This window comes from Actinoplanes sp. NPDC051851, assembly GCF_040681165.1.
Taxonomy (GTDB): domain Bacteria; phylum Actinomycetota; class Actinomycetes; order Mycobacteriales; family Micromonosporaceae; genus Actinoplanes.
Genome location: NZ_JBFAYF010000005.1, coordinates 1 through 25,713, shown reverse-complemented (window position 1 = coordinate 25,713; position 25,713 = coordinate 1). Strand labels below are relative to the sequence as shown.

The 25,713-nt window shown below is 70.0% G+C and carries 20 protein-coding genes; 7 read left to right on the top strand and 13 right to left on the bottom strand.

Annotation, left to right across the window (positions count from 1 at the left end; all coding sequences use genetic code 11):
* Positions 1-3: 3 nt before the first annotated feature.
* The gene (locus AB0M08_RS06905; RefSeq protein WP_364489684.1) at positions 4-1,938 is read left to right on the top strand and encodes a primary-amine oxidase; all 1,935 of its coding nucleotides are present in this window, start codon (positions 4-6) and stop codon (positions 1,936-1,938) included.
* Between the two features lie 441 nt (positions 1,939-2,379).
* Here AB0M08_RS06905 and kduD read toward each other — a convergent pair whose 3' ends face one another.
* From kduD to AB0M08_RS06865, 8 genes are read right to left on the bottom strand one after another with little or no spacing between them, the layout of a single operon-like run.
* Positions 2,380-3,135 (bottom strand): 2-dehydro-3-deoxy-D-gluconate 5-dehydrogenase KduD, encoded by a 756-nt coding sequence (gene kduD / locus AB0M08_RS06900; RefSeq protein WP_364489681.1) that lies wholly within the window; start codon positions 3,133-3,135, stop codon positions 2,380-2,382.
* Between the two features lie 3 nt (positions 3,136-3,138).
* Positions 3,139-3,963 (bottom strand): 5-deoxy-glucuronate isomerase, encoded by an 825-nt coding sequence (gene iolB / locus AB0M08_RS06895; RefSeq protein ID WP_364489678.1) that lies wholly within the window; start codon positions 3,961-3,963, stop codon positions 3,139-3,141.
* Between the two features lie 10 nt (positions 3,964-3,973).
* Positions 3,974-5,245, bottom strand: coding sequence for a glycoside hydrolase family 88 protein (locus AB0M08_RS06890; protein WP_364489675.1), 1,272 nt, complete (start codon positions 5,243-5,245; stop codon positions 3,974-3,976).
* A 55-nt stretch (positions 5,246-5,300) separates the two neighbouring features.
* Positions 5,301-6,173 (bottom strand): hypothetical protein, encoded by an 873-nt coding sequence (locus AB0M08_RS06885; RefSeq protein ID WP_364489672.1) that lies wholly within the window; start codon positions 6,171-6,173, stop codon positions 5,301-5,303.
* 52 nt (positions 6,174-6,225) lie between these two features.
* Positions 6,226-7,119 (bottom strand): carbohydrate ABC transporter permease, encoded by an 894-nt coding sequence (locus AB0M08_RS06880; protein WP_364489669.1) that lies wholly within the window; start codon positions 7,117-7,119, stop codon positions 6,226-6,228.
* Complete coding sequence (locus AB0M08_RS06875; protein WP_364489666.1) at positions 7,119-8,006, bottom strand: sugar ABC transporter permease; 888 nt, start codon at positions 8,004-8,006, stop codon at positions 7,119-7,121. Before AB0M08_RS06875 ends, AB0M08_RS06880 begins: the two co-directional genes overlap by 1 nt.
* 58 nt (positions 8,007-8,064) lie before the next feature.
* A complete protein-coding gene (locus AB0M08_RS06870) occupies positions 8,065-9,354 on the bottom strand; it encodes an extracellular solute-binding protein (protein ID WP_364489663.1) in 1,290 nt (429 codons plus the stop codon).
* Positions 9,354-11,465 carry a DUF2264 domain-containing protein gene (locus AB0M08_RS06865; protein WP_364489660.1) on the bottom strand — a complete coding sequence of 704 codons (2,112 nt, stop codon included), beginning with the start codon at positions 11,463-11,465 and terminating at the stop codon, positions 9,354-9,356. Before AB0M08_RS06865 ends, AB0M08_RS06870 begins: the two co-directional genes overlap by 1 nt.
* A 290-nt stretch (positions 11,466-11,755) precedes the next feature.
* Here AB0M08_RS06865 and AB0M08_RS06860 point away from each other — a divergent pair, with 290 nt between their 5' ends.
* From AB0M08_RS06860 to AB0M08_RS06850, 3 genes are all read left to right on the top strand, one after another.
* Complete coding sequence (locus tag AB0M08_RS06860) at positions 11,756-13,630, top strand: heparinase II/III family protein (protein WP_364489657.1); 1,875 nt, start codon at positions 11,756-11,758, stop codon at positions 13,628-13,630.
* Positions 13,627-14,733: a substrate-binding domain-containing protein gene (locus AB0M08_RS06855; protein ID WP_364489655.1), complete on the top strand. Its 1,107-nt coding sequence runs from the start codon at positions 13,627-13,629 to the stop codon at positions 14,731-14,733. The genes AB0M08_RS06860 and AB0M08_RS06855 overlap by 4 nt, the downstream gene beginning before the upstream one ends.
* A gap of 159 nt (positions 14,734-14,892) precedes the next feature.
* Positions 14,893-15,216 (top strand): STAS domain-containing protein, encoded by a 324-nt coding sequence (locus AB0M08_RS06850; RefSeq protein ID WP_364489652.1) that lies wholly within the window; start codon positions 14,893-14,895, stop codon positions 15,214-15,216.
* Positions 15,217-15,396: 180 nt separating this feature from the next.
* Here AB0M08_RS06850 and AB0M08_RS06845 read toward each other — a convergent pair whose 3' ends face one another.
* Complete coding sequence (locus AB0M08_RS06845) at positions 15,397-18,690, bottom strand: PAS domain S-box protein (RefSeq protein WP_364489649.1); 3,294 nt, start codon at positions 18,688-18,690, stop codon at positions 15,397-15,399.
* Positions 18,691-18,815: 125 nt separating this feature from the next.
* On the opposite strand from AB0M08_RS06845, the gene AB0M08_RS06840 reads away from it, so the two are divergent.
* The 3 genes from AB0M08_RS06840 to AB0M08_RS06830 all read left to right on the top strand — a co-directional run bounded on the left by AB0M08_RS06840 (position 18,816) and on the right by AB0M08_RS06830 (position 20,617).
* Positions 18,816-19,562: a sulfite exporter TauE/SafE family protein gene (locus tag AB0M08_RS06840; RefSeq protein WP_364489646.1), complete on the top strand. Its 747-nt coding sequence runs from the start codon at positions 18,816-18,818 to the stop codon at positions 19,560-19,562.
* A 183-nt stretch (positions 19,563-19,745) separates the two neighbouring features.
* Positions 19,746-20,234: a hypothetical protein gene (locus AB0M08_RS06835; RefSeq protein ID WP_364489643.1), complete on the top strand. Its 489-nt coding sequence runs from the start codon at positions 19,746-19,748 to the stop codon at positions 20,232-20,234.
* Complete coding sequence (locus tag AB0M08_RS06830; protein ID WP_364489640.1) at positions 20,234-20,617, top strand: hypothetical protein; 384 nt, start codon at positions 20,234-20,236, stop codon at positions 20,615-20,617. Before AB0M08_RS06835 ends, AB0M08_RS06830 begins: the two co-directional genes overlap by 1 nt.
* Positions 20,618-20,855: 238 nt before the next feature.
* Here AB0M08_RS06830 and AB0M08_RS06825 read toward each other — a convergent pair whose 3' ends face one another.
* From AB0M08_RS06825 to AB0M08_RS06810, 4 genes are all read right to left on the bottom strand, one after another.
* Positions 20,856-21,686 carry a hypothetical protein gene (locus AB0M08_RS06825; protein ID WP_364489638.1) on the bottom strand — a complete coding sequence of 277 codons (831 nt, stop codon included), beginning with the start codon at positions 21,684-21,686 and terminating at the stop codon, positions 20,856-20,858.
* Positions 21,686-25,072: an AAA domain-containing protein gene (locus tag AB0M08_RS06820; protein WP_364490319.1), complete on the bottom strand. Its 3,387-nt coding sequence runs from the start codon at positions 25,070-25,072 to the stop codon at positions 21,686-21,688. Before AB0M08_RS06820 ends, AB0M08_RS06825 begins: the two co-directional genes overlap by 1 nt.
* A 63-nt stretch (positions 25,073-25,135) precedes the next feature.
* Positions 25,136-25,336: a hypothetical protein gene (locus AB0M08_RS06815; RefSeq protein ID WP_364489635.1), complete on the bottom strand. Its 201-nt coding sequence runs from the start codon at positions 25,334-25,336 to the stop codon at positions 25,136-25,138.
* The coding region (locus tag AB0M08_RS06810) for a transposase (RefSeq protein ID WP_364489632.1) at positions 25,333-25,713 on the bottom strand (381 nt) is incomplete at its 5' end. The genes AB0M08_RS06815 and AB0M08_RS06810, both read right to left, overlap by 4 nt.

Below are 25,713 nucleotides of genomic sequence, written 5' to 3'. Positions count from 1 at the left end.
ATCATGGCCGCACACCCCCTGGACCGGCTCACCCCCGACGAGATCGCCTTGAATCGCAATCTTCTTGACAAGAATGGACTCATCTCCGCCACGACCCGGTTTCCGCTGGTCATGCTCGTGGAACCGCCGAAGTCGTTCGTCGTGGGCTGGGAGCCCGGGACGCCGTGGGACCGGCAGGTGTCGACCGTGCTGCTCGACCGGACCACCGGCGAGGTACGAGACGTCCTGACCTCGCTGACCACGGGCACGGTGCTCGACCAGCGAGTCGTCGACGTCCGCACCGAGGGACAGCCGCCGATCATGGGCGAGGAGTTCGACCTGGTCGAGAGGATCCTCTGGTCCGACGACGCGTGGTGTGCGGCGATGGCGCGACGGGGACTCACCACGCCCGAGCGCATCCGGATCTCGGCGCTGAGCGCGGGCGTCTTCGACATCGCCGGCGAACAGGGCCGGCGCCTGGTCCGCTGCCTGTCGTTCCTGCAGCTGGGCGACGACGACAACGTGTGGGCGCACCCGATCGACGGGATCGTGGCCTACGTCGACCTGATCACCGGCGAGGTGGTCCAGCTGATCGACGACGCGGAGTTCCCGGTGCCCACGGCGGCCGAGGACTACCACCTTCCGACCGCCGAACGGACCACCCAGCGGCCGATTCAGATCACGCAGCCCGAGGGCGCCAGCTTCACCGTCGACGGGAACGTCGTCACCTGGGAGAAGTGGCGGTTCCGGATCGGGTTCGACCAGGTGGAGGGGCTGACCCTGCACCAGATCGGATTCGAGGACGGTGGCACGCTGCGGCCGATCGTCTACCGGGCCTCGGTCGCCGAGATGGTGGTGCCCTACGGCGACCCGTCGCCGGTGCGGTTCTGGCAGAACTACTTCGACGCCGGGGAGTACTCGCTCGGCAAGGACACCAACGCGCTCACCCTGGGCTGCGACTGCCTCGGCGAGATCCACTACTTCGACGCGGCGATCGCGGACGACGACGGTAACCCGCGGCTGCTGCCGAACGCGATCTGCATGCACGAGGAGGACCACGGCCTGCTCTGGAAACACACCGACATGTACAACAGATCTTCTTCGGTACGACGCCAGCGACGGCTGGTCATCTCGTTCTTCATCACCGTCGGGAACTACGACTACGGGTTCTACTGGTACCTCTACCTGGACGGGACCATCGAACTGGAGTGCAAGGCGACCGGCGTGGTGTTCGCCTCGGTCCACCCCGGCGGGGACTACCCGTGGGCCGGTGAGATCGCGCCGGGGGTGGGAGCGCCGTACCACCAGCACCTCTTCTCCGCCCGGCTGGACATGATGGTGGACGGGGTCGGCAACGCGGTCGACGAGGTGGACGCGGTGCGGGTTCCGATCTCCGATCTCAATCCGTACGGTAACGCCTTCACCAGGAAGGCGACCCGGCTGCGACGGGAGTCGGACGGCGGACGGCTGGCGGACGGCTCGGTGGGGCGGACCTGGCACATCTCGAACCCGTCGTCGCTGAACCGGGTCGGCAGGCCGGTCGGGTACACGCTGCATCCGGAGGGGCTACCGACCTTGCTGGCCGACCCCGCCTCGTCGATCGCCCGGCGGGCGGCGTTCACGACCCGGCATCTGTGGGTGACGGCGCAGGACGACGCGGAGCGCTACCCGGCCGGGCGGTTCGTCAACCAGAACCCGGGACTGACCGGAATCGACACCTGGGTGAAGGCGGACCGCGACGTGGACGGCACGGACATCGTCGTCTGGCACACGTTCGGGCTGACACACTTCCCGAGGCCGGAGGACTGGCCGATCATGCCGGTGGACTACGCGGGCTTCGTACTGAAGCCGGAGGGTTTCTTCGACCGGAACCCGGCGCTGGACGTTCCGGCCCCTCGCCCGCACTGCGCGCCGACCTCCGGCCCCTCCCCCGAGGGCGGATGCTGCGGCAACGGATGAGTCCTGCTCACCCCCATGATCATTGATCACTGTCTCTCCATGCGGGAAATGGGCGCGCGGGGGTAGCGGGCCTTACGCGAGGGTGGCATCGACAATTGCAGAGTTGTTGCGCCGGGTTCTCCCGAGCCCGGCGGCCGGCTCGGGGGCGGTCCAGCATCGGGGAGCAACAGTGCGTGGCAGGTGGTTCAACCTGATCGAGCTACTCGTGCCCAGGTACCTGAGCATGCGGTTCAGGCCGCAGCTCGGATACTCGCCGGCGAGGCAGACGGCCTTGCGGGCGCGGAAACACGAGGAGCAACGCTTGATGAGTTGACGGCGCCGGGCGGCGCGATCACTCGCGCCGCCCGGACTCCACACGGTCCCCACCACGGCCACGCGTCCAACATGACCAGGCCGGCGACCCACCAGGCCGGCGGCCCACCGAGTCAGCGGCCCACCGAGTCAGCGGGCCAGCCATCCTCCGTCGACCGGGATGACCGTGCCGTGCAGGTAGCGCGCGGCGTCCGAGGCCAGGAAGACCACCGTGCCGGCCAGGTCGTCCGGGGAACCCCAGCGCCCGGCCGGGATACGCTCCAGGATCGCGGCGTTCCGGGACTCGTCCGCCCGCAGCGCCGCGGTGTTGTCGGTGGCGATGTAGCCCGGCGCGATCGCGTTGACGTTCACCCCGAGCCCGGCCCACTCGTTGGCCAGCGCCTTCGTCAGCCCGACCACCCCGTGCTTCGCCGCCGCGTACGCCGGCACCCGGATCCCGCCCTGGAACGACAGCATCGATGCCACGTTGACGATCGAACCGCGCCCCTGCCGGAGCATCACCCGCCCGGCGGCCTGCGAGAGGTGGAAGACCGCGTCCAGGTCGACGCCGATCACCTCACGCCAGTCGGCCGCCGTGGTGTCCGCCGCCGGTGCCCGCCGGATGATCCCGGCGTTGTTGACCAGCACGTCGACGCGACCGAATTCGGACACCACCCGGCCGATCGCGCCGTCGTGGTCCACCGTGGCGATGTCACCCGGCAGCCACAGCGCGCGCCGCCCGGCCTTCTCGACCGCCTCGGTGGTCGCGGCGGGTTCGGTGCGCCCGAGCATCGCGACGTCGGCACCGGCCTGCGCCAGGGCCACGGCGAACGCCTGCCCGATGCCCCGGTTGGCCCCGGTGACCACCGCGACCCGTCCGTCCAGCCGGAAACGGTCCAAAATCATTTATCAGTGCCCCAGGTCGCGCAGCATCGGAACGGTCCTACCCACCCACGAGAGGCTAGTGTCCTCGTGTGCGCCCTGGGTGCGCTGGGTGCCGGCGAGCACCCAGAGGTAATACGTGACGTATCCGGGCGCGCTGACCACGGTGTGGTATCCCTCCGGCATCATGTGCATGCCGTGGTCGCGTACGGTGAAATTCTCCTCATAACCCTCGTCGGTGTACATCCGGCAGATGCCGAAGCCGTCGCTGGGCTGGACCTTGAAGTAGTACATCTCCTCGTGCGCGGCCTCGGCCGGCAGGTTGTCGTGCTTGTGCCGATGCGGCGGGTAGGTGCTCCAGTTCCCGCTCGGCGTGAACGTCTCGCCGACGATGAGCCGCCGCGCCGGCAGGTCCGGCTGACTGATCTCGGTCAGGATCTGGTGGTACGTCCGCCCGAAGTTCGCCGCACCCCAGCGCCCGGCCGCGACCCGGTCCGGCGCGATCACGTACGGCTCCACGGCGAGATCGCTCGGCGCGCTCGGCAGCGCGATCTCCACCGGTCCGTGCGCCTCGACGGTCACCGAGGTGCCGGCCGGGATGTAGACCGAGTGCGGCTTGCCGGAGAAGACGTTCGGCCGCCCGCCCACCTCGGGGAACTTCGCCGCGCCGACGGTGAAGGTGGCCTTGCCGCTGAGGATCACGGCGAGGATCTCCCGGTCGCCGGACTCCCCCGACCAGGACTCCCCCGCGCCGAGCCGGAGCAGCGTGAAGTCGAGCAGCTTGCACGGGTTGAAGGGCAGCTCGTTGCGCCCGCTCCGGGCGGGGATGTTGCAGTGATACTTGTAGTCCATGGTCGGCTCCTTACCAGGGGTGGTTCCACTCGGGACGGGTGACGCGCGTGAGGGCTTCCAGGTAGAAGTAGTCGCCCCAGAGCGTGCCCTCGTCGACGCCCACGTTCTTGGGCTTGTCATACACGCCGTGCCGGAGCAGCGCGTCGAAACGCGGCTGCCCGGCGGTGGCGTAACCGCTGATCAGTGAGGCGAGGATCCGCCCAGCGGCTGTCCGGTAGTGATCGCCGCTGCCGTTTCCGCCGCCGCCGGCCTCGCCGCTGCCGTTTCCGCCGCCGCCGGCCTCGCCGCTGCCGTTTCCGCCGCTGCCGTTTCCGCCGCCGCCGGCTTCGGTGCCGTCCAGGGCGTCCGCGAGCTCCAGCAGTCCGCAGACCGCGATGGCGGCCGCCGACGAGTCCCGCTCCTCGTCGGTGAGGGCGAGATCCCAGTACGGCACGTGGTCATCGGGCAGGCTGGCGAGGAAGTGGTCGGCGCAGCGCCGGGCGGCCGTGAGCAGCGTCGGATCCCCGGTGTGCCGGTGGTTCAGCGTGAACCCGTAGATCCCCCACGCCTGCCCGCGCGCCCAGCACGAGTCGTCGGCGTGCCCCTGCTCGGTCTCCCCGCGCAGCGGCTCGCCGGTCACCGGATCCCAGTAGAACGTGTGATACGTCGTACCGTCCGGCCGCAGGATATGGTCCCGGAGCTGCGCGATGTGCCGCCGGGCCGCGTCCGCGTACCGCCCGTCGCCGCTCTCCCGGCTCGCCCAGAAGAGCAGCGGCGTGTTCATCAGGCTGTCGATGATGGTCCGGCCCCGCTGCGCGGGATTCGACAGGTCACCCCAGGCCTGGATGATCCCGGCGGGTTCCAGCACGCGATCCATCAGCCGGTCGGCCGCCGTCAGCGCCGCCTGTCTCGCCTGCTTTTCTCCCGTACGCCGGAAGCCCACCACGCAACTCAGGATGTAGAGGAATCCGAGGTCATGAGTCTCGATGTCGATGCGCCGGTCGATGCGCTCGGCGAAGTCGGCGATGTGCCCGGTGGCCGCCGTCAGGTATCTCTCCTCGCCGGTCAGGTCGTACGCGAGCCAGAGCATCCCCGGCCAGAAGCTGGCGGTCCACCCCACATTGGAGCCCACCGGCTGTCCCGCGGCGGCGGGACGCAGCCGGTAGCGCTCCTCGACGGTGGTGTCGCCGGGGTACCGGTCCCCGAGCACGGAGAGGTTCACGTCGATGGTGCGCAGCGCCGCGGACACCGCAGCACCGACCGCCCCCGCATCGAACCCGGCCCGGACATCGATCGCCGTCATGTGTTCCCTTCGTCGTGGTCATCTCTGTCGCCCGCTGCGCCGTGTCAGCTGGGTCTCATGGGTGCCCCGGGCCGGTTGACCGGGTGCCCGATCCCGTGGACGCAACCGCGGGGACCAGCCGCGGCGAGGCGCCGGACGCCGGAACCGCCGATCGCCGGACGGGATCGCGGGCCGGGACCGCCACTCGCGGGCCGGGATCAGGCGTCGGAACCGCCCCTCGCGAGGCGGGGCCAAGGGCCGGGACCGCCACTCGCGGGCCGGGATCAGGGGCCGGGACCGCCACTCGCGGGACGGGGCCGAGGGCCGGGGTCAGGGTGAAGCGGCTGTTCGCCCAGCTCGCGTAGAGCAGCGGGGACGTCGCCAGCGCGAGGGCGAGCGCCGGTTGCGCGGTGAACATCGCCTCGAGCAGGACCAGCACCGCGAGCGACGGCAGTGTCAGGTACCAGCGCCGGACCGCCAGGTAGCCGCCCACCCGGAGCACGTCGCGCAGCCGGGCGGCCGGACGTTCCGCGAGCGCCACCAGGGCGAGCAGCGCGGTCGCCACGACCAGCGTCATCAGCACCGCGAGCACCGGGATGACCAGCGCGCCGGCCCGGTGCCCCCACGCCGCCCGGATGTCCACGCCGAGCACCACCAGCGCGCCGGCGGTGAGCGCGCCGAGCGGGATCGCCCGGCGCGCCGTGGCACGCCAGGCCCGCGCGAAGGTCCGGACGACGGTCACCGAGCGCTCGCCGCTGTAGGCCGCGAACACCGCGAACACCGCGCACAGCCCGGGCGCGCAGAACGGGGCGGCGAGCGCGAGCAGCGGCCAGGACCCGTACATCGCCGCGAGCGCGGGCAACCAGGCCACCGCGAGCAGCAGGTTGGTGGCGAGTGCGAGGTAGACCAGGTCGAAGATCGAACCGATGGTCTCGTGGCGCAGGCGCATCCCGCTCACCCCTTCGGCTCGGTGGTGACGATGCTCCACGTGGACATCCCGCTCACCCCTTCAGTCCGGTGGTGGCGATGCCCTCGACGAAGTACCGCTGCCCGAGCATGAAGACGATCGTGATCGGCAGTACCGAGAGCACCGAGCCCGTCATGATCAGCGCGTACTCGGCGTTGTAGTTGTCGATGAAGCTGCGCAGGCCGAGCTGGATCGTCCAGAGGTTGCTGCTGCGCAGGTAGAGCAGCGGCCCGAGGTAGTCGTTCCACGTGTTGACCAGGGTGATCAGCGCGAGGCTGGCCAGCGCCGGGGTGGAGAGCGGCAACATGATCCGGCGGTAGATGCCGTACTCGCTCATCCCGTCGATCCGGGCCGCGTCCAACAGCTCGTCCGGGATGGACTCGTAGTACTGCTTCATCATGAAGACGCCGAGCGCGCCGAACGCCTGGATCGCGATGATCGACCAGAGCGTGTCGGAGAGGTGCATCTTCGACAGCAGCACGAACTGCGGGATCATGTACGACTGCCACGGCACCGCCAGCGTCCCCACATAGCCCAGGAAGAGCACGTCGCGGCCGGGGAAGCGCATCTTGGCGAACCCGTACGCCGCGAAGCTCCCGGTGAGGACCTGCAGGAACGTGACCACGACGGAGAGCAGCACGGTGTTGCCGAGCCACGTGGTGATGCCGGTGCGGTCCCAGATGGCGGCGTAGTTGTGCCAGACCGCCGTCTCCGGCAACCAGCGGACCGGGACGGTGAAGACCTCGTTGTTCGTCTTCAGCGACGACACGACCATCCAGTAGAACGGCAGCAGCACCGCCGCCGAGGCCACGATCAGCGCGAGGTAGCCCAGGAGCCGCCCGATCCGGTGACCACGGCGGGACGGCCGGGACGGCGTGACCGGATCGAGCCGGGTGCCCGCCGGTGCGGGGTTCAGCAGCGTGCTCATCAGGCGTCCCTCCGCCGGTTCACCAGGAACTGCACGACGGTGACGAGGAGGCAGAGCAGGAAGAGCACCACCGAGACCGCGGAGGCGTAACCGAACTGGTTCTCCTCGAAGCCCTTCTGGAAGATGTACTGAGACAGCACCAGGGTGGACTGGCCCGGACCGCCGTCGGTCATCACCAGGATCAGGTCGAAGACCTTGAAGCTGCCGATGGTCAGCAGCACCGTCACGAAGAAGGTGATCGGCCGCAGCCCGGGCAGCGTCACCGATCGGAACCGCTGCCAGGCGTTGGCGCCGTCCACCCGGGCGGCCTCGTAGAGCTCACCCGGCACCGTCTGCAACCCGGCGAGGAAGAGCAGCATGTAGTAGCCCATCTCGCGCCAGGTGCCGACGACGATCACGGCCGGCATCGACCACTCGGCGGAGGTGGTCCAGCCCGGCGGGTTGTCCACGCCGACCGCCCGCAGGATCGCGTTGATCGGGCCGTACCCCGGGCTGAACAGCATGTTCCAGACCTGGGCGATCGCCACGATCGAGGTGATGTACGGGAAGAACGCCACGGTGCGGAAGAACGCGACCGCCCGCAGTTTCCGGTTCAGCAGCAGGGCCAGGCCCAGCGACACCGCCAGCGTCAGCGGGATGTGGAACACGGTGTAGTACAGCGTGTTCCACACCGCGGTCCAGAAGCTGCGGTCGTGCAGCATCTGCCGCAGGTTCGCCAGGCCGGTCCACTCCGCCCCGCCGAAGATGTCCCAGGTGGTGAACGCGTAGTAGAAGAGCAGCACGATCGGCACCATGGTGAGGACCGCGAAGCCGATGAAGTTCGGCAGCAGGAAGGTCCAGCCCACCAGGGTGTCGCGCCCCCTGCGGGCGGTCGGCATCGTCGTCATGGGAACTCCCGGGATGGCGGGCCCGGCGCCGCGAACGGAGCCGGACCCGGTCGCGATATCACTTGTTGAGGACCTCGTTCTTGGCGCGTTCCTGCGCCTCGGCGATCGCGGTGTCGATGTCCTTGGTCCCGGAGAGGACCGCGGTGTGCAGGTCGTTCAGGATGTTCTGCAGCGGCGCGGTGTACTTCGAGACCGGGTTCTCCGGCTTGGTGTCGTGCTTGGCGAACGCGAACTTGGACACGTCGTCGCCGGGCACTCCCGCGACACTGAAGAACGCGTCGGTCGTGGCCGAGTCGGTGTTGGCCGGGGTGATGCCGATGCCGGCCAGGGCCTTCGCGGCGTCCGCCCCACTGGCGTACGCAAGGAAGGCCTTCGCGGTTTCGATCTTGCCTTCGCTGATCTTGGGGTTGATCCCGAGCCCGGTCGGGTCGCCGAAGGTCACCGGCGTGGCGGAGGTGCCGGTGGTCGACTCGTCCAGCTGCGGCACCGGCGCGATGCCCCACTCGAACTTGTCCGCGTCGCCGCTCGTCTGCTGGCTGAGCAGGGTGGCGATGTACCAGGTGCCCATGGTCATCATGGCCGCCTGCTGCTTACCGAACTGGGCCTGGTAGGTCAGGCTGTTGGTGGTGGCGTCGCCGAGCTTGACCTGCGCCCCGGCGTTCTGCAGGTCGACCGCGTGGGTGTAGTACGGCTTGAGGAACGCGTAGTCGGCGCTCTCCAGGCTCGCGCCGGGGCTCTGCGCGAGCGCGAAGCCCTGCAGCGTGGACTGCCAGGTGTGCTCGTAGACGCCGAGCGCCTTGGAGTTCGCCGCCTTCAGCCCGGTGGTGAGCTGCTTGGCCGCGGTCGCGTAGTCGTCCCAGGTCCACGAGCCGTCCGGGTACTTGACCTTGGCCTCGTCGAAGAGCGCCTTGTTGTAGAAGAGCACCCAGGAGTCCTGCCGGTACGGCACCGCCCAGGTCTTGCCGTCCACCTTGTATGCGTCGGTGGAGGCTCCGGTGACGGCCACGTCGGAGACGTCGAGCAGCTGCTTGCCGCTCTGGTAGGTGTAGAAGTTCTTCAGGTTCTTCTGCACATAGACGTCCGGCGCCTTGCCCGCGGCCAGGTCGGCGACCATCTGGGTGTCGTAGTTCTTGGCGTCGTACTCCTTGAGCTCGACGGTGATGTCCGGGTGCGTCGCGTGGAAGCCGTCGGCGAGCACCTTGAACTCGGGCGTCGTCGCCAGGCTCCAGCCGGCCAGGGTGAGCGTCTTGTCGTCCGAGCCGCCCGACGAGTCACCGGAGCCGCAGCCGGTGAGCAGCAGTGCGGACAATGTGGCGGCGCCGACGGCGGCCGCGATAGATCGTTTCATCAGGACTCCTTGGAGATGGCGAGGCGGTGGTGAGTGACGGCGCCGTCCGGCCAGGTGACCCGGACGGTCAGGTCCGGGCCGTCGGCGCCGAGCACGAGGTGGCACGCCGGGTCGGTGGAGCCGGCGAGTGCCGTGGTGCCGGTGGACTCGGTGGAGCCGCCAGGGTCGGTGGAGCCGGCGGACCCGGTGGTGCGGGCTGGCTCGGTGGTGCGGGCTGGCTCGGTGGTGCCGGCGGACCAGGTGGTGCCGGCAGGCTCGGTGGTCAGGGTGACGAGGGTGGCCGTCCAGGCGCCGGGCCGCGGTGGGAACTCCAGCCACGGGATCCGCACCGGGTCGCCGAGCGGGCCGGCGTCGTGGCGCGCCGTGGTGATCCCCGCGACGGCCACGCGGGGCTCGACGGCGGCGATCCGGGAGACGCGGCCCTCGCCCACGGCGGTCGCGGACCAACTGGTCGTCGCCGCCGGGCCGTCGCCGGCCACCGGCCACGATCCGATTCTCAGACGTACGCCGGTCGCGTCGTCGCCGAGCGCGGTCCCGTCCGGCCGGACCTCGCTCAGCCGCACCTCGCTCAGCCGCACCTCGTGCGCGCCGCGCACCAGGGAGAAGACGGTGACCCACGCGCCCGGCCGGCTCTGCCCGGGGCGGCCGACACCGTGGTCGGGGGCGCCCGGCTCGGTGTCGACCCAGTGCACCAGGGAGGCCGACCCGGCGACGCCGACCGCGGCGGTCCCGGTCCCGTCGATCCGGGTGGCCAGGGTGCGCAGGCCGCTGCGATGGGTGGTCCGCCCGGTCGCGTCGACGAGCACCACGGACTGGTCCAGCGGGTCGGTCCAGCCCGGCTCGTCCAGCGCCGGGCAGGTCGCGGTCGAATAGCCGAGGCGGGCGTAGAGCGGCGAGTCCGCGCCGGTCGCCCCCTCGACGGCGTGGTCGGTACCGTGATTGACGACGCGGACCACGCCGTCGGCCCGGGTGCCGGAGATCAGCCAGCCCGGCGCGTGGACCGCCCGCAGCACGTCGCCGCGCTCGACCGGCAGCGGCTCGGCCGGCGCGGTCCACACCGGGTGATCGGCCGGCAGGGCGATGCCGAGCAACCCCTTGCTAGCCCAGTACGGCGAGGCGGGACCCGAGTACGACTGGGCGAGACGCGGCCACCGGTGGTGCCAGCCGAGTGTGAGCAGGCCGTCCTCGTCGGGGACGCCGTGGTCGGCGAAGTGCCGCAGGATCCGGGTCGCCGCGGTGCGCAGCAGGCCCGGCGAGGTGGACGGGACCTCGGCGAGCACGCCCGCCCAGAACGGCGCGGCCGCGGCGAACCGGTAGATCAGGCTGCGGCCCTGGAGCAGGGGCGAGCCGTCCGCTCCGACCAGCGCCGTCGCGTCGAGCAGGAAGCGGTCGAGATCGGCGACGTCCCGCTTGTGACGATCGGCGGCGAGGTCGGCCGCGCCGGCCATCCGTGCCCAGAGGACCGGGTAGAGGTGCAGCGCCCAGCCGGTGTAGTGGTCGAACGACCGCTCCGCCCCGTCCGCGAGCCAGCCGTCCGCCCGCCGGAACGTGTCGTGGGTGGCGAGGTCCTCCGCCATCTCGGTGGCCGACCAGGGCCCGCCGACCGAGCGCAGGAAGGTCTGCACCACCAGCCGGAACCAGACCCAGTTGATCCGCGGATACGTCGGGTCGCCGACCGCGGGAGAGAGGTAGTCGACCACCCGTTGCTGGACGGTCCCGTCGAGGCGGTCCCAGATCCACGGCCGCGTCATGTCCAGGATCAGCGCGAGGCTGGCGGCCTCCACCTTGGCCTGGCCGTGCTCGTCGAGGCGGACCCAGCGCTCGGGTGAGGACGGGTCGGTGCCGGTGGCGATGCCCGTCGCACACCACTCGGCGAGATCGTCGAGCCCCGCCCCCTCCGCACCGGCGATCCGGAACCCGGCCAGCAGGAACGTCCGCGCGAAGCCCTCCAGACCGTCGACGTCCCGCCCGTAACCGCCGGGCGGGCCGGGCGGCACGATGCGGGCGTGGCCCGGGGAGGCGTGGCGGAGTGCGGAGCCGAGCAGGTCGTCGGCCAGGCGCAGGCAGTCGTCACGGGACCAGTCGGGCGCGGTGGAGGCGATGTCAGGCACGCTTCACACTCCGAAAGATCGGAACTCTCCGATGGGATCGGAGGGGAACCAAGGCGAACGGATCGTTTCGGCGACGTTAAACGCTCAGAATCGAGCGTGTCAATGTCTCCATCGCTCAGATAACGCCAAAACCGCTATCAGCCGATCTGACCTGGGATTTTGCTCGAATGTGCCAGTCTGGACCGGCATCTCGACGCCCTGGCATCCGGACCGGAGCCCGGATATGCTCCGGGAAACGATCTGATCTGATCAGGTTCGATCGCAGCACGGCGTCAGTGAAGGAGGCCCGGATGTCCACCCCGTCAGAGCCTGCTCGCCGTACGCCGGCACGCCCCTCGCCGGCGCTCACGCGAGTCGTGCCGCCGGCCACCGATCGGGCGGTCTGGGATCCGGTGATTCTCGACGCCGCGACCCTCGACGGTCTGCGGGAGCGGGCCGAGGCCGACCTCGTGTCGCCTTGGCCCGTGCCCCTCGCCAGCGGATACGCCCGCTACTTCGCCGACGGCGACCGCGACCGCTACGAGCAGGTCGTCTTCGCCCGCCAGGCCCGCCTGAGCCGCGCGACCGTGCTGGCCGCCGCGACCCTGGAGCCGGCCTGGCTCGACGAGGTCATCGACGGCACGGTGCTGCTCTGCGAGCAGAGCAGCTGGTGCTGGCCGGCGCACGACGACACGTTCACCCGGCACGGCGCCGTGCTGCCCACTGTCACCGATCCGTTCCTCGATCTCGGCGCCGGCGAGGTCGCCGCCCAGCTGGCCTGGATCGACCACCTGCTCGGCCCGCTCCTCGACGACCGGGTGCCCGGCCTGCGCTCCCGGATCCGCCACGAGGTCGACCGGCGGGTGCTCGCCCCGTTCGAGCGGCGACGGGACTGGCACTGGCTCGGCCTGACCGGTGACGTCCACAACTGGAACCCGTGGATCCACGGCAACGTCCTGGTCGCCGCGCTCTCCCTGGTCGACGACCCGGCGCGCCGCGCCCGGCTGGTGGGACTCGTCACCGAGGGCCTGGAGCGCTATGCGGCGTCGCTGCCCGAGGACGGCGCGATCGACGAGGGCTACTCCTACTGGTGGAACGGCGCCTGCCGTCTCATCGAGGCCTACGACCTCCTCGACTGGGCGGCCGGACACGTGCCGGCGGAGCACGCGGGCAGGCTACGGGAGACGGTGGCGTTTCCGCACCGGGTGCATCTCGGCGGGGCGTGGTATCTGAATCATGCCGACGGGCCCGCCAAGCCGTCCCCGGATCAGCCGTGGCACGTGCTGTACCGTGCGGCCCGGCGCAGCGGCGATCGAGCGGCCGAGGCACACGCGGCCGCTCAGCGTCGGCCGGGTGAGCCGGTCGCCCACGAGAGCCAGGGCCTGGGCCGCCTGTTGCGCGCCCTCACCGACCCGGACTGGACCGCCCTCCCCGGCGGAACGGCGGATGAGGGATGGCTGCACCGGGAGTCGTGGTTTCCCTCGACGCAGGTGCTCGTCGCCCGATCCCAGGCCGGATCGTCGGGCGGGCTCACCCTCGCGGTCAAGGGCGGTCACAACGACGAGCACCACAACCACAATGACGTGGGCAGCTTCGTCGTGGCGCTGAACGGTGTCCCGGTGCTGGTCGATCCGGGGCGGCCGACCTATACGGCGCAGACGTTCGGGGCCGGACGCTACGAGATCTGGACGATGCGCAGCGGGTGGCACAATCTGCCCGAGATCCGGGGGCACGAGCAGGGGGCCGGCCGTGATCGGGCCGCCTCCTACGTGGCCACGGAGGCCCGTGAGGCGTACGCGGAGATGTCTGTGGAACTGGCGAACGCCTACCCGGAAGCGGGAGTCCGGAGCTGGCGGCGGACGGCCCGGCTGGAACGTGCCGCAGATACGGTCACTATCCGTGACGAGTGGGATCTTCAGCGGGGCGGACCGGGCACCCGCGTGCACCTGATCGTGGCCGGAGACGTGCGGCTCGGGCCGGAGGGTGCGGAGGTGACGGCGCTGGAGGGCGCGGGGGCGGCGCAGATCGCGTGGAGTCCGCCGGTGCCCGCGACGATGACCGTGCGTGATCTGGATGATCCGTGGCTGACCGGGGTGTGGGGTGATCGACTGACACGGGTGGAGATCGACGTCAGCGGGCTGGGGCCGATCGGTACGCTCGATCTGATCGTGAAGGAGCACCGGTGAACACTTCGGACAAGCGGGGTCCGCTGGCCGCTACCCGCAAGGCCCGGTTGCTCGAGGCGCTGCAGCGGGACGGGGTGCTGCGCATCTCCGACCTGACCGACACGCTCGGCGCGGCGGCGGTGACCATCCGGCGGGACATCGCGCAGCTCGCCGCCGAGGGACTGGTCGAACGGGTGCACGGTGGGGTGGCCCTGCCCAGCCCGATGCCGTCGGCCGACCCGCCGGACGGGGACGACGCCGGGGCGATCGGGATGCTGGTGCCGTCGCTGGACTACTACTGGCCCGCGGTGGCGCGCGGGGCCGAGTCGGCGGCGCGCGAGATGCTGATGCGGGTCGTGCTGCGCGGGTCGTCGTATGTGACCGAGGATGATCAGCCGCAGCTGGCCCGGCTGGTCGAGCAGGGCGTGGAGGGGCTGATCGTGGCGCCGCGGATGGACGTGCCGTCGGCCTCGCGGACCACCGACTGGCTGGCCGACACCGGGATGCCGGTCGTGCTGGTGGAGCGGACGGCGACGGCCGGGCCGCACCACGCGGTCCTCGAGTCGGTGGTCACGGATCACTCGCTCGGCGCCGCGATGGCCGTGCGACACCTCGCCGGGCTCGGGCACCGCAAGGTCGGGCTGGTGCTCGCGAAGCCGAGCCCTACCGGGCCGCACGTGCGCCGGGGCTGGCTGGAGGGCGCGGCCGAGTGTGGGCTGGACGTGACGACCACGGTCGACACGCTGGTGCCCGACGCTCCCGACCCGGGATGCGCGGCGGCGCTCGACGAGGTGCTGGAGCAGTGCCTGTCGACGGGTACGACGGCGCTGCTGGTGCACGCGGACGCCGAGGCGATCGCCCTGGTCCAGCGCTGCGAGGAGCGAGGGCTCGCGGTGCCGGGCGCGCTGTCGGTGGTCTCCTACGACGACGAGGTGGCCGGGCTGTTCAGTCCGGCGCTGACCGCGGTACGCCCACCGTGCAGCGAGATCGGCCGGGCCGCCGTCCGCCTGATCCTCGACCGCCTGAACGAACCCGACCGCCCCACCCACCGCATCGTGATCAGCCCGGCGCTGCGCGTCCGCGACTCATCCGCCGCCCCACGAGTCTCCCGGCCACCCGGATGACGGGCACGGAGTCCACCCTCCCGGCCACCCGGATGACGGGCACGGAGCCTGCCTTCCCTGCCACCCGGATGACGGGCGCGGAGTCCACGCTCCCGGGAGCCCGGATGACGGGCGCGGAGTCCGCTTAGGGGGTCGCCGGGATGGGTACGGTCGAACGCCATGACGACCAACGGGATCGTGTCGTACCGGAAGAGCAGTGATGGCACGACGCTGCACGCGGCGCTTCGAGCGGCTGAGCTCGACGTCGACATCGCGGACGAGCTGCGGGACAGCCTGGCCTCGGCCGCGGCGGAGTGCTCCTGCGAGCGGCTGAGCCTGGACCTGGCCGAGGTGACGTTCATCGACTCGTACGCGCTCGGTGCCCTGGTCAGTGCCCGGAACAGCGCCGCCGCCGCGGGACTGGCGATGGCCCTCGTCAACCCGTCCACGCCGGTGCGCCAGGCCATCGAGGTCACCGGCCTCACCGAGATCTTCAGTATCTGAGCCCGGCCGCCGCCCTGTTGCGGAGTCGCCCACAGGCACCCGCCGAGATTCGTATGCGCCCGCGGCCCAGTCGGCGCCGTTCGTGTGCGCGCCGCCCCGGCCCACGCCGTTCGTGTGTGCGCGCCGCCCGGCCCCGCGCCGACCGAGTGTCGTCGTCGCGCGGGAACGGGGCATCGAGGGCTAAGCCGTGGGGAGGGTCAGGGTGAAGACGGAGCCGGTCGGGGTGTTCGGGTGGCAGCCGACGGTGCCGTGGTTCGCCTCGGCCAGGCCCTTGACGATGTGCAGGCCCAGGCCGTGGCCGATGACCGTGGTGGCGGTGTCGGCGGCCCGGGTGTAACGGTCGAAGAGCTGCGGCCGCAGGTGTTCCGGGATGCCGGGCCCCTCGTCGTAGACCGAGATCGTCGCCGTGCCCGAGGAGTGCCCTGCCGGAGACACCGCGCCCGAAGACGGCCCGGCCGGAGACGCTGTGCCGGGGAGTGGCGGGGACTCGGTGACGGAGATGGCGGTGATGCCGCCGGCGTACTTGGCGGCGTTCGTACAGAAGTTGATGATGATCTGCTGGAGGTGGCCCGGCTGGACCAGCACCGTGATGCCGGGTGGGCAGCCGACCGGGACCGACAGGTCGAGCGTGGCCATGGCCTCGGCGATCGCGGTGGCCATGTCGACCGGCTCCGGCGTCGCCTGGATCTCGCCGGCGTCAAGGGTGACCATGGTGAGCACCTCGCCGCGGAGCAGTTCCAGGCGGCGGGCGGAGCGGGCGATGGCGTCGGCGGCGCGCGCCTGTGACGGGTCGAGGGTGGCGGGGCGAGCGAGCAGGGCCTCGGCGTACCCGGAGATCGTGGTCAGCGGGGTGCCGATCTCGTGCGAGAGCATGCCCATCAGGTCCTGCTTGAGCGCGTTCGCGGCGGCCAGGGCGGCGTTGGTGTCCTGCAGCTCGGCATTGCGGTCGGCCAGGAGGCCGGCGGCGGCGTCGCGTTCGCGTTCGGCGGCGAGACGGGCCGTGATGTCCTGGACCACGGCGATGAAGCTGATCGGCTGACCGTCGCTGTCCCGGACCAGGCACATACCGAGCGCCGCGTCGACGGTGCGCCCGTCCGCGTGCATCAGGCGCAGCTGACGGTCGGCGGGCGTGTCGTTGGTGAAGAGGCGAGCGGCGGTGCGGTGGTTCTCCGGGCGCTCGTCGGGGTGCGTGACGTCGTCCAGGAACGCGCCCTCCAGCTCCTCGACCGGCCGGCCGAGCATCTCGGCGAGAGCCAGGTTGACCTGCAGGAACGTGCCGTCGAGGCTGAGCGTGGCCTGGCCGACGGTGGCCAGCGAGAACTGGGTGCGCAGCTGCTGCTCGCTGTCGGCGAGGCGGCGCTCGGCGTTCTTGCGGGCGGTCATGTCGACGTTGACCTCGAGGATCGCGGTCGGCTGCGCGTCCTCGTCGTACTGCATCACCTGCCGGGAGAGCACGGTGATCCGGGTGCCGTCGCTGCGCAGGTGGTCGAGCTCGCCCTCCCACCGGCCGTCCTCGGCCAGCGCGGCCTCGACCAGCGGGTGCAGCACCGGGAACCGGGTGTCGAGCAGGCGGTGGCTGACGCAGCCGAGGACCGCGTCGGTGGTCCAGCCGTAGGTGGCCTGCGCGCCCTTGTTCCAGTACGTGATCCGGCTGTCCAGATCGCGGACGATGACCGCCGCCGGGGTGATGTCGAGCAGCTCGGCCTGCTGGCGGAGCCGGGCGTTGTCCGCCTGGCGTTCGGTGATGTCGCTGCAGACGCCGTCGATGACCATATCGTTGCCCTCGACGCGCGGCACCGCCCGGATCCACACCCAGCGGGTGACATGGTCACGGCCGACCAGCCGACAGGTGACCTGGGCCGGCTGTCCGGCACTGAGCACGGCGGAGAAGTCGTCGAAGGCGGCGTGGTCGTCCGGGTGGACGATCTCGGCCATGTTCGTGGCGAGGTTCTCGTCGTCGGGGCCCACGCCGCCGTAGATGGCCGCGATGTTGGGACTGGAGTAGATCACCCGGGGCCGGCCGTCGGTCACCCGGATGGTCCAGAGGTGGTCGCTCAGGTTGGAGACGAGGCGGTCCAGTTCCTGGCGGGCGCGGGACAGCTCCAGGTCCAGTTCCTCGGCGCGGCGACGGTGCACGTACCCGCCGATGTGCGCGGCGACCGTGTCCAGGGCGGCGAGGAGTTCGGGGTCGTACTCGCTCCGGCGCCGGTCGAAGGCGGCCAGCACGCCGACCACGTCGGTGCCGTTGCGCACGGGTACGGCCACCGCGGTGCGCAGCCCCACCGCGGCGGCGGCTGCGGCCCGGGGCGTACCGGACTCGGGGAGGTCTCGGATCCACCGGGCCTTCCCGGTCTCCCACACCTGGCCGACCAGGCTGCCGCCCCGGGGAAAACCGGCCATCTCGCGCATCGGGGCGGTCAGCTGGTCGTCCCGGGACCACGTGGCGAGCCGGATCAGCTGGGTGTTCTCCGGGTTCAGGTGCCAGTACTCGACGTACGGCCAGGTCAGGCCCTCGCCCACCCGGGCGGCGATCTCCTCGACGGCCTGGGCGGTGCTCTGCGCGGCGGCCAGGGTGCCGGCCACCGAGTACTCCAGGCGGCGCAGCTTCTCGGTCCGCCGGGTGACCGTCATGTCCCGGATGAACGCGTGCCGGGTCAGCCCGTCGGCCTGCTTCAGCTCGGTCATGGCCAGCTCGATCGGGAACTGCCGGCCACCCCGGTGCACCGCCTGCGTCTCCACCCGGCCACCGTCGGCGGACTTCGTCGCGTACGCCTCCCGGTGCCGTGGCGCGACGACGAGCTCGGCGAACGACAGGCCCAGCACCTCCAGCTCGCCCCAGCCGAACAGCTGCTCGGCCGCGGCGTTCCAGCCGGTGATCCGGCCCTCGGCGTCGGTGGCGACGAACGCGTCCAGGGTCGTCTCGAGGATCTGCTTCAGCCGGGTGGCGGCCCGCGCGGCCTCGTGCGCCGTGATCCGGGCGGAGATCTCCGCGGTGGCGGCGGCGGCCAGGTCCTCCATCAGGGCCACGTCGTTCTCGGACCAGGCCCGCGGCTCGGTGTCGGCGGCGCAGAGCGTGCCCAGGATCATGCCGTCCGGGGAGCGGACCGGCACGCCCAGGTACGCGATCGCCCGGTAGTCGACGATCGCCGGATTGTCCCGCAGCAGGGGGTGCTCGCGGGCGTCCGCGACCACCAGGGACTCGCCGCCCTCCACGACGTACCGGCAGTAGGAGTGGCTCATCGGCGTACGGCGGGAGATCCCCGCGGAGCCCGGTCCCGCGTGGGAGACGAAGCACTGCTCGTCGGCCTCGACCAGGGTGACCAGGGTCAACGGTCCGCCTACCAGGCGAGCGGCCAGCGCCGTGATCCGGTCGAGCACCGGGGAGTCCGGTATCTCGGTCAGGCCGGTCGCGGCCACGGCGGCCAGGCGCGCCGGGTCGAGCACGGCGTAGCCGGAGCGGGAAGCTGTGTCCATGCGGTTCATCGTCGCGTTCATCGGCCGGATGGTTGGCCGAGTTGAGAGGTGACGCCGTCCGGGATTCTGGGAGCGATCCCTTCCGCTGCGCTTTTCGGATAATCGCCCGTTTAGGGTCATTCTCCGTGGACGTTGATCATGCTGTGCTGCTCTTCGCCGGCGGCGTCGGTTCCGGCCTCACCGGAACGATGGCCGGCCTCGCCTCACTCGTCAGCTACCCGGTCCTGCTGGCCGTGGGCATCCCGCCGGTCGCCGCCAACGTCACCAACTCGGTGGCCCTGCTCTCCACCGCGGCCGGCACCTTCGCCGGCGCACAGCGCGAGCTTCGCGGCCAGGCCGTCCGCATCCTGAGCTTGAGCATGTACGCCGTAGCGGGAGGCCTGGCCGGGGCGATCCTGCTGATGAAAACGTCCTCGGCGTTCGAGTGGGTGGTGCCCTGGCTGATCGTGATCGGTGCGGCGGCGCTGCTCTTCCGTGAACCCCTCCGCCGCTGGTACGGCCGCCCCGGACGGCGTCCCCCGGTACCGCTGATGGTCTTCGTGATCGGCATCTACGGCGGGTACTTCGGGGCGGCCGCCGGGGTGCTGCTGCTCGCGGTGATGGCGGTGGCCGCCGTCGAGCCGCTCGCGGTCACCAACGCGGTCAAGAGCATGGTCCTCGGCGCGTCGAACCTGGCCGCGGCGATCCTGTACGCGTTCATCGCCCCGGTGCACTGGTCCGCCGTGGCGCCGATGGCCGTCGGGTGCCTGCTGGGCAGCTGGATCGGCCCGGCGCTGGTCCGCCGTACCCCGGAGCGCCCGTTACGGATCGCGATCGCGGTGGCGGCACTCGGCCTGGCGTCGTACCTCTGGTGGAAGGTTTTCGCCCGATAGCGGAAGCGGTCGATGTGACTGCCGTCCATCGCTGCGCGTGTCCAGTCGAGTTTGCCGGATCACCTCTGTCTGGGCAACGCGCCAGCCGCCCTGTCGCGACCTTGCTGTCACCTCGGCACAGGTTCGGCGGCGATTGACGGCCAGGATCGTGCATACTATCTTAGGTAAGAGGAGGACGGAGTTATGACTTCAACGATCTTCCAAGCCAGTGACCTAGCGAACCAAAAACGTGTCGACTTCCTGAGCCAAGCCCGAGCCGGACGCGCTCGTCTTCGGGACAAAGATGGCACCAGCCTGGTGATGCTTCCCGAGAGTCACCTGCTGTGGCTGGAAACGATGGCCCAGTGGTCATCGGTGCATCTGAGGCTAGAAGGGGTTATTCGACGCGCAACGCTACCCACGGTCAGTGAGCTCGGAGATCTCGCCTGGCTACGCGCGTTCGACATCGACGATCTCACCGAGTTCGTCGAAGAACTCCACGAGGCATTGGTCGTCTCAAACGCCGACCAGAACCCAAGCCGCCTGGAGGAATGCGTCAACGCCTGGAGGGTAACAGCTCGACAGCTCGAAGACCCCCTGCGCCGCAGCGTGCTGCTCGGGGCTCCCTCGATCTCCGACTTCGACGACGCGCCGCGTCCCGACGCCTCGTTACCGGACGACGAAGAGCCCTGATGTCCAGCGCGTACGACCCTTCACAGCCTGCGCGCAGGCCAGGCGGCAAACCCGGTCAGCAACCCAGCTACCGCGTCCTGGTGCACAAGAAGTTCAAACGACATTATGACCAGCTGGTCGACAAGGTCGGCATTCAGCAGGCACAACAGTTCTGGGATCACCTCGCCAACAACCCCGGCGAGCCATCTGCCGTAGCGTCGATCACCATCCTGCGCGGAAAGGCCGGCAAGCCGTGGGCGGAGAATTGGTCACGGGTCCACCACTATGAACTCACCAGCAAGGCCCGCGCCGACTACGCCTACTGCGACGTTTTCACGACGGGGCCTGGCGATGAGCCACATCGCGTGGTGTCGATCCTGACCATCAACTACGGCAGTCACTGACCATGCCCGCTCTCGTGCTCAGAGCGGGCATGGTCGGTAGCCTCCGCGCTTCCACAGCGAGCCCGGAGGGTGGCATCGAGCCTGCACCGGGGCCAGGGCCCCAACACTAATTGGCAAGGCTATTTGTGAGCCTCACTGGATCCGGCGGTAGCCGTCTAGTTGCGGCATAGAAGGCCAACCTCCCTAGATCTTCGACTCGAAGATCCGCCCTGTTGCAGAGGGTCACAGCCGGGTGCGATCAGGCGGCGTGCGGGGCGGTAGCGGCGAGGTCGTTGAGGGCGGCGTTGACGACGGGCCAGCACATGCTCAGGGTGTCCTTGTCCGGCGGGTCTCCGAACGTGCGCTGGACGTTGGGGTGGACCAGGTTGCGGTAGTCACGCAGCACGTGGGCGAAGACTCGGGCGTCACGCTGGATCCATTTCTGCTGGTGTGCTGTGTCGATGAGGTCGTTCAACGTCCATTTCTGCGGCGGTTTCTGCGGTTGCGGCAGCCGGGTGGAGGCGGCGTCGAGTAGGACGCCTTCGAGGAGGCCGCCGAGCATGATGATGGCGCTGATCCAGGCGCCGTTGCGTTCGCAGATGTGGGCTTCGGTCAATCGGTCCTGCAGGATGGCGGCGAGCGCGGGGTCCTGCACCAGGTCTGTCATCTCGACGTGCAGGGTGGTGTTGGCTGCGCTGCCCGGGAGTGCGCCGGGTGTGGTCTGCAGCCGGCGTACGGCCGGTTTACCGAGGTTGTGGGTGATTTCGAAGCCCTCAACGGTGAGTAGTTGGTTGAGTTCCTCGGTGATCTGGGCGCTGGCCAGCGGAAGGTTCCGGTGGATGTACTCGCGGCGGTCGGCGAGCCGTTTCACGACGGCCTCGACGGCGCCGGGAGTGTTGCGGCGGGTCTGCAGTTGCCGGGTCAGCCAGGTGCGGCGTGGTTCCTGGTAGCGGGGGATGTCCTGCCACCCGGCCTGCTGCAAGAGTTTCGCGAGCTCATTGCCGGTGCGACGTACCGGCAGTCCGTCACCGTCACCGCACGCGATATACGCGATGCCTTCCAGGACGTTGCCGTCGAGTCCTTCCAGCATTAGATCTCTCCTTCGTCGTCGAGGTCGGACGCGCTGACAGGTGACCAGGTTTCTGCACGGCCGGCGGGAGCCGGCCGCAGCGAGGTAGGGCCGATGCCGCGCGCGCGCAACCGGGCCCAGAGGGGATCGAGCGCGGTCTGCGGGTCGCGCAGGTAATCACTTTCACGGATACGGATGATCTCCCAGCCGCAGCGCAGCAGCTGACGCTCACGTTCGAGGTCCCGCGAGATCTCGTCAGCGGTCATCGGTAGCGAGGGGGAGTGGCATTCGACAGCGAGCAGGCCGTTGTCACCGACCACGAGCAGGTCGATCGGGGTGCCGTGCATCGGGTACTGGGCGACGACGGCGAAGTCGCGGCGGCGCAGCTCCAGGTAGACCTGCTGTTCCAGCAGCGATCCGAACGGCGGCACGAGGCGGTCGGTGGGAGCGGCGTCCAGGCGCGGGTCCGGGGTCAACGGGTTCGGCGGGTTCCGCATGTAGGTCAGCAGCGAGTGGCGCAGGTCGGCGAGGCTGAGCTGGTCATCGGGCAGGGACAGGAACATCCACAGCTGGTCGCGGGCGCGGCTGGCGGCCACGTTGAACCGCTCCCGGTCCTGGCGTGCCGCCGCCGGGCCGGGGGGCTTCGCCACGACCATGGACAGCAGGATGACGTCTCGTTCGTCGCCTTGGAACGCGGCGGGATCACCGACCCGGATCCGGTGACGGTCGCGGGTCGGCTTGTCGATGCCGTCTTCGACGAGGCGGTTGACGAGCGTGAGATGGCTGCGGGAGGCGTACATGACGATGACGCCGATGGACTTCGTCCGATAGCGCGGGTCGTCGGCCATTTTACGGATCTCGTCGACGATCTTCGCTGCTTCGGTGTGGTTCTGCAGTGTCGTGCTCAGCCCATCGACGATGGGCTCGTGTACGGGCACCACGACGAAGGGGTCGAGTCGGTCGGCTCCGAACTGCCGCAGCGGTTGCAGCCTTCCTTCGTAGAACTCGTGCGACGACCAGCCGATGATCTCGGGCATGCACCGGAAATGCTCTTCCAGCCGGACCAGGCCCATCAACTGGGTGGACATGAGTTCGTAGAGGTTGGAGTCCGGCCCGAAGCCCCGGCGCAGATGGTCGGGTACCTCCGGCAGATATTCCCTGGCCATACGCCAGTAAACCGGCAGCGTCTCGGGAGGATGACCCGGTGTGCACTGCTTGTGGTCGCCGACGATCACGGCGCGGGGTGCGAGCCACAACATGAAGGCCCCGTCCACCGTTACCTGGCTCGCCTCGTCGACGATCACGACGTCGAAGGCGTCTGCCTCGGCTGGAATGGTGTTGGCGACTTCCGCGGTGGGCATCAGCAGAGCGGGGATGACAGGGATGGCGTCGCGCATGGCGGAGCGCAGATCCTTGAGACGCTCGGCCTTGTACTTTCCGCCGGTCTTGCCGAACCGGGCGACCGCGGTACCGAATGCCTGCAACGCCTGCCAATGCGGTAGCCCGGTGCGTACCTTGAAGCGCAGCAGCGCCTCCTTGCCGGCGAGGTCCTCCGTGGCGCGCAGCCACTGCTGCTCGATCTGGTCAAGACGGTGCTGATACTGCTGCTCCCGCAGGGCAGCATCGCGCTGTCCTACCTGCGCGGCAGCGCGCGCCCAGTCCCACGCCGGCTGTATCGCCGGCAGCCGCCGGTCCCACGCCGGGTCCTCCGCGGTCAGGCGCAGGAGCTCGGCCAGGTCCGGGCATCCGCCGGCGAGCCGGTTCAGCAGCTCCTCGCAGCGGATGCGTGCCTGCTGCTCGTGGTGGGCACGCACGACATCGGCGTAGGCGCCCGCGTAGGCGTCGGCATCGCGGTCAGCGACGGCGGTGAACAGCCGCTGGGCCAGCGGTCCCGGCCGCAGCGACGCGGCGGTATCGGTCAGGGTCTGCAGCAGCTGATCCAGAAGGCGGGTGAACTGTTCTGCCACCACCACGCGTGAGGAATTACGCACGAGCCGGACGATCAGGTCCCATCGCGCCGGCGAGGAGACCAGGTACCGCGAGTCCGGCCGTTGCAGGGCCTGCTCGATCCGGCGCCGAGCGGTCGCCAACCGGCCGACCGCGTCCAGACCGATCTTGACGTCCTGTAACTGGGCCAGCTGCAGCCGCCGCGTCCCCGTCCGGACGGGAATCATCATGGCCTGACACATCTCCAGCGCGGCCGCGCACGCGCCCTCGGATTGCAACGCGGCGATCAAGGTGCGCAACTGCGCCAGCGTCGTGGGCGGCAGGCCGGCCACGGTGCAGGAGGTCAACAACTCGGCGGCCTGCACCTGTTCGGGTGAGGGCAGCAGCCGCCGCACACGCCGGTTGCCCTGCAGATAGTTACGCAGCCGTTTGGCCTGCCTCAGCAGCCGCGCGTAGTCGGCCTCGGTCAGGCCGGGCGCCCAATCCACGTCCCGGTCGCCGGCCGAGGCCGCCGCCTGTAGCACCGGGCTGATCTGCTCGAACGCCGCCGTCAGCGTGGCCCACGACGCGCTGTTGCGATGGTGCAGCAGATCGGACGCTGCCCTCGTGCGCCAATCGTCGCGTTCCCAGGAACTGATGGTCTCCTGCAACCCGCACGCGCCCAATGCGTCCGCGGCGGCATCCACACTAGCGGTGATCTCCCGCAACGCCGGGCCGCTGAGCCCTCCCATCAGCGTCGCCGCCTCGTCGAAGTCGGCCCCGAAAACGCGGTGCGCCTCGGTGATCGCTCGTACCGCCCGGTTCATGGTCCGCGGATCCGTGAGCACGGCGGGATCGGGTACCTCGTCGTCGGCGGCCGTCTCGTAGCCGGCGCGCAGCCAACTCAGCAACTCCGTGGCCTCGTCACCGGTCAACGCAGCGGCAGCGGCAGCGTTGTCGGGCAGTGCAACGATCCAGTCGTGTGTGGCACGGCCTTGTTCGACCAACGCGATGAGCTGGGCCGGTGTGCCCCGGTAGCCGTCGATGGAGGAAGGTACCGTCCGAAATTCCTCCGCGCGGACCTCGCCCAGGTCGGCGGTGGCCGTGTCCCATTGCTGATGTAAGTTGGCACGGCGTAGCCGCAGACTTTCGATCTCCTTGCGCAGGACGTCCTCGTCGGCCACCGAGGCGTGCTCGGTCAAGGCGACCAGGGTCCGGTCAAGATCCTTGCGATCCTCCACGGATGTGCCCGGCGCCAGTACCGACAGCCGGCGGATGCCGTCGGGCAGCAAGCCGTGGATCACCCGCAGCGGATGCGGGTTCCTGCTGGACACCAGCACCCGTAGCCCCTCAGCGAGCAGGGCACTGATCAGGTTCGCGATCGTGTGGGTCTTGCCCGTTCCCGGAGGCCCCTGCACGACGACCGCCGCGTTAGCCCGCAACTGATCGACGACCCGGCGTTGCTGCTGGTTACATGCCAGCGGCAGGAGCAGAGGTCAAGTCCCCGGAAGTGGTGTAACGGCTGATCTTTCGAGTTGTGCTGGTTAGAAGGGCTGTTCGCCGGGTTGGACGGTGACGGGCTCACCGGTTTCGGGTCGCCATTGGTCGATGTCGTCGGGCCAGGGTGTGGGCCGGCCGTTGTCGTTGAAGAAGCCGGTCTCGATGTTGTCGGTGTGCAGGGCGGCGTTGCGCCGTTCGCGTTCGGCGGGGTCGGGGATGGCGGGGTCGCCGGTCGGGTGGGTCATGCGGCGGTCTCCAGTGCGGGCGGGTCAGCTGGTGTGGCGGTGGTTTCGGCTGGCATCTTGCGAGCTTGTTTGAGGACGTCGAGGGCGAAGTAGCGGCGGCCTTCGGTCCATTCGTCGTGTTGTTCGGCCAGGACGGCGCCGACGAGGCGGATGACGGCGTCGCGGTCGGGGAAGATCCCGACGACGTCGGTGCGGCGGCGGATCTCTTTGTTCAGGCGTTCGTTGGGGTTGTTGGACCAGATCTGGCGCCAGATCTGCTGTGGGAAGGCGGTGAAGGCGAGCAGGTCGGCGCGGGCGTCGTCGAGGTAGGCGGCCACTTTCGGCAGTGATCTGCCGGTGGTGTCGAGGAGTTTGTCGAACTGGGCGTGCACCGATTC

Coding starts and splice junctions, on each gene's coding strand:
- AB0M08_RS06905 (WP_364489684.1), top strand. CDS start 4: ATGGCCGCACACCCCCTGGACCGGCTCACCCCCGACGAGATCGCCTTG.
- kduD (WP_364489681.1), bottom strand. CDS start 3,135: ATGATTTTGGACCGTTTCCGGCTGGACGGACGGGTCGCGGTGGTCACC.
- iolB (WP_364489678.1), bottom strand. CDS start 3,963: ATGGACTACAAGTATCACTGCAACATCCCCGCCCGGAGCGGGCGCAAC.
- AB0M08_RS06890 (WP_364489675.1), bottom strand. CDS start 5,245: ATGACGGCGATCGATGTCCGGGCCGGGTTCGATGCGGGGGCGGTCGGT.
- AB0M08_RS06885 (WP_364489672.1), bottom strand. CDS start 6,173: ATGCGCCTGCGCCACGAGACCATCGGTTCGATCTTCGACCTGGTCTAC.
- AB0M08_RS06880 (WP_364489669.1), bottom strand. CDS start 7,119: ATGAGCACGCTGCTGAACCCCGCACCGGCGGGCACCCGGCTCGATCCG.
- AB0M08_RS06875 (WP_364489666.1), bottom strand. CDS start 8,006: ATGACGACGATGCCGACCGCCCGCAGGGGGCGCGACACCCTGGTGGGC.
- AB0M08_RS06870 (WP_364489663.1), bottom strand. CDS start 9,354: ATGAAACGATCTATCGCGGCCGCCGTCGGCGCCGCCACATTGTCCGCA.
- AB0M08_RS06860 (WP_364489657.1), top strand. CDS start 11,756: ATGTCCACCCCGTCAGAGCCTGCTCGCCGTACGCCGGCACGCCCCTCG.
- AB0M08_RS06850 (WP_364489652.1), top strand. CDS start 14,893: ATGACGACCAACGGGATCGTGTCGTACCGGAAGAGCAGTGATGGCACG.
- AB0M08_RS06845 (WP_364489649.1), bottom strand. CDS start 18,690: ATGGACACAGCTTCCCGCTCCGGCTACGCCGTGCTCGACCCGGCGCGC.
- AB0M08_RS06835 (WP_364489643.1), top strand. CDS start 19,746: ATGACTTCAACGATCTTCCAAGCCAGTGACCTAGCGAACCAAAAACGT.
- AB0M08_RS06830 (WP_364489640.1), top strand. CDS start 20,234: ATGTCCAGCGCGTACGACCCTTCACAGCCTGCGCGCAGGCCAGGCGGC.
- AB0M08_RS06825 (WP_364489638.1), bottom strand. CDS start 21,686: ATGCTGGAAGGACTCGACGGCAACGTCCTGGAAGGCATCGCGTATATC.
- AB0M08_RS06815 (WP_364489635.1), bottom strand. CDS start 25,336: ATGACCCACCCGACCGGCGACCCCGCCATCCCCGACCCCGCCGAACGC.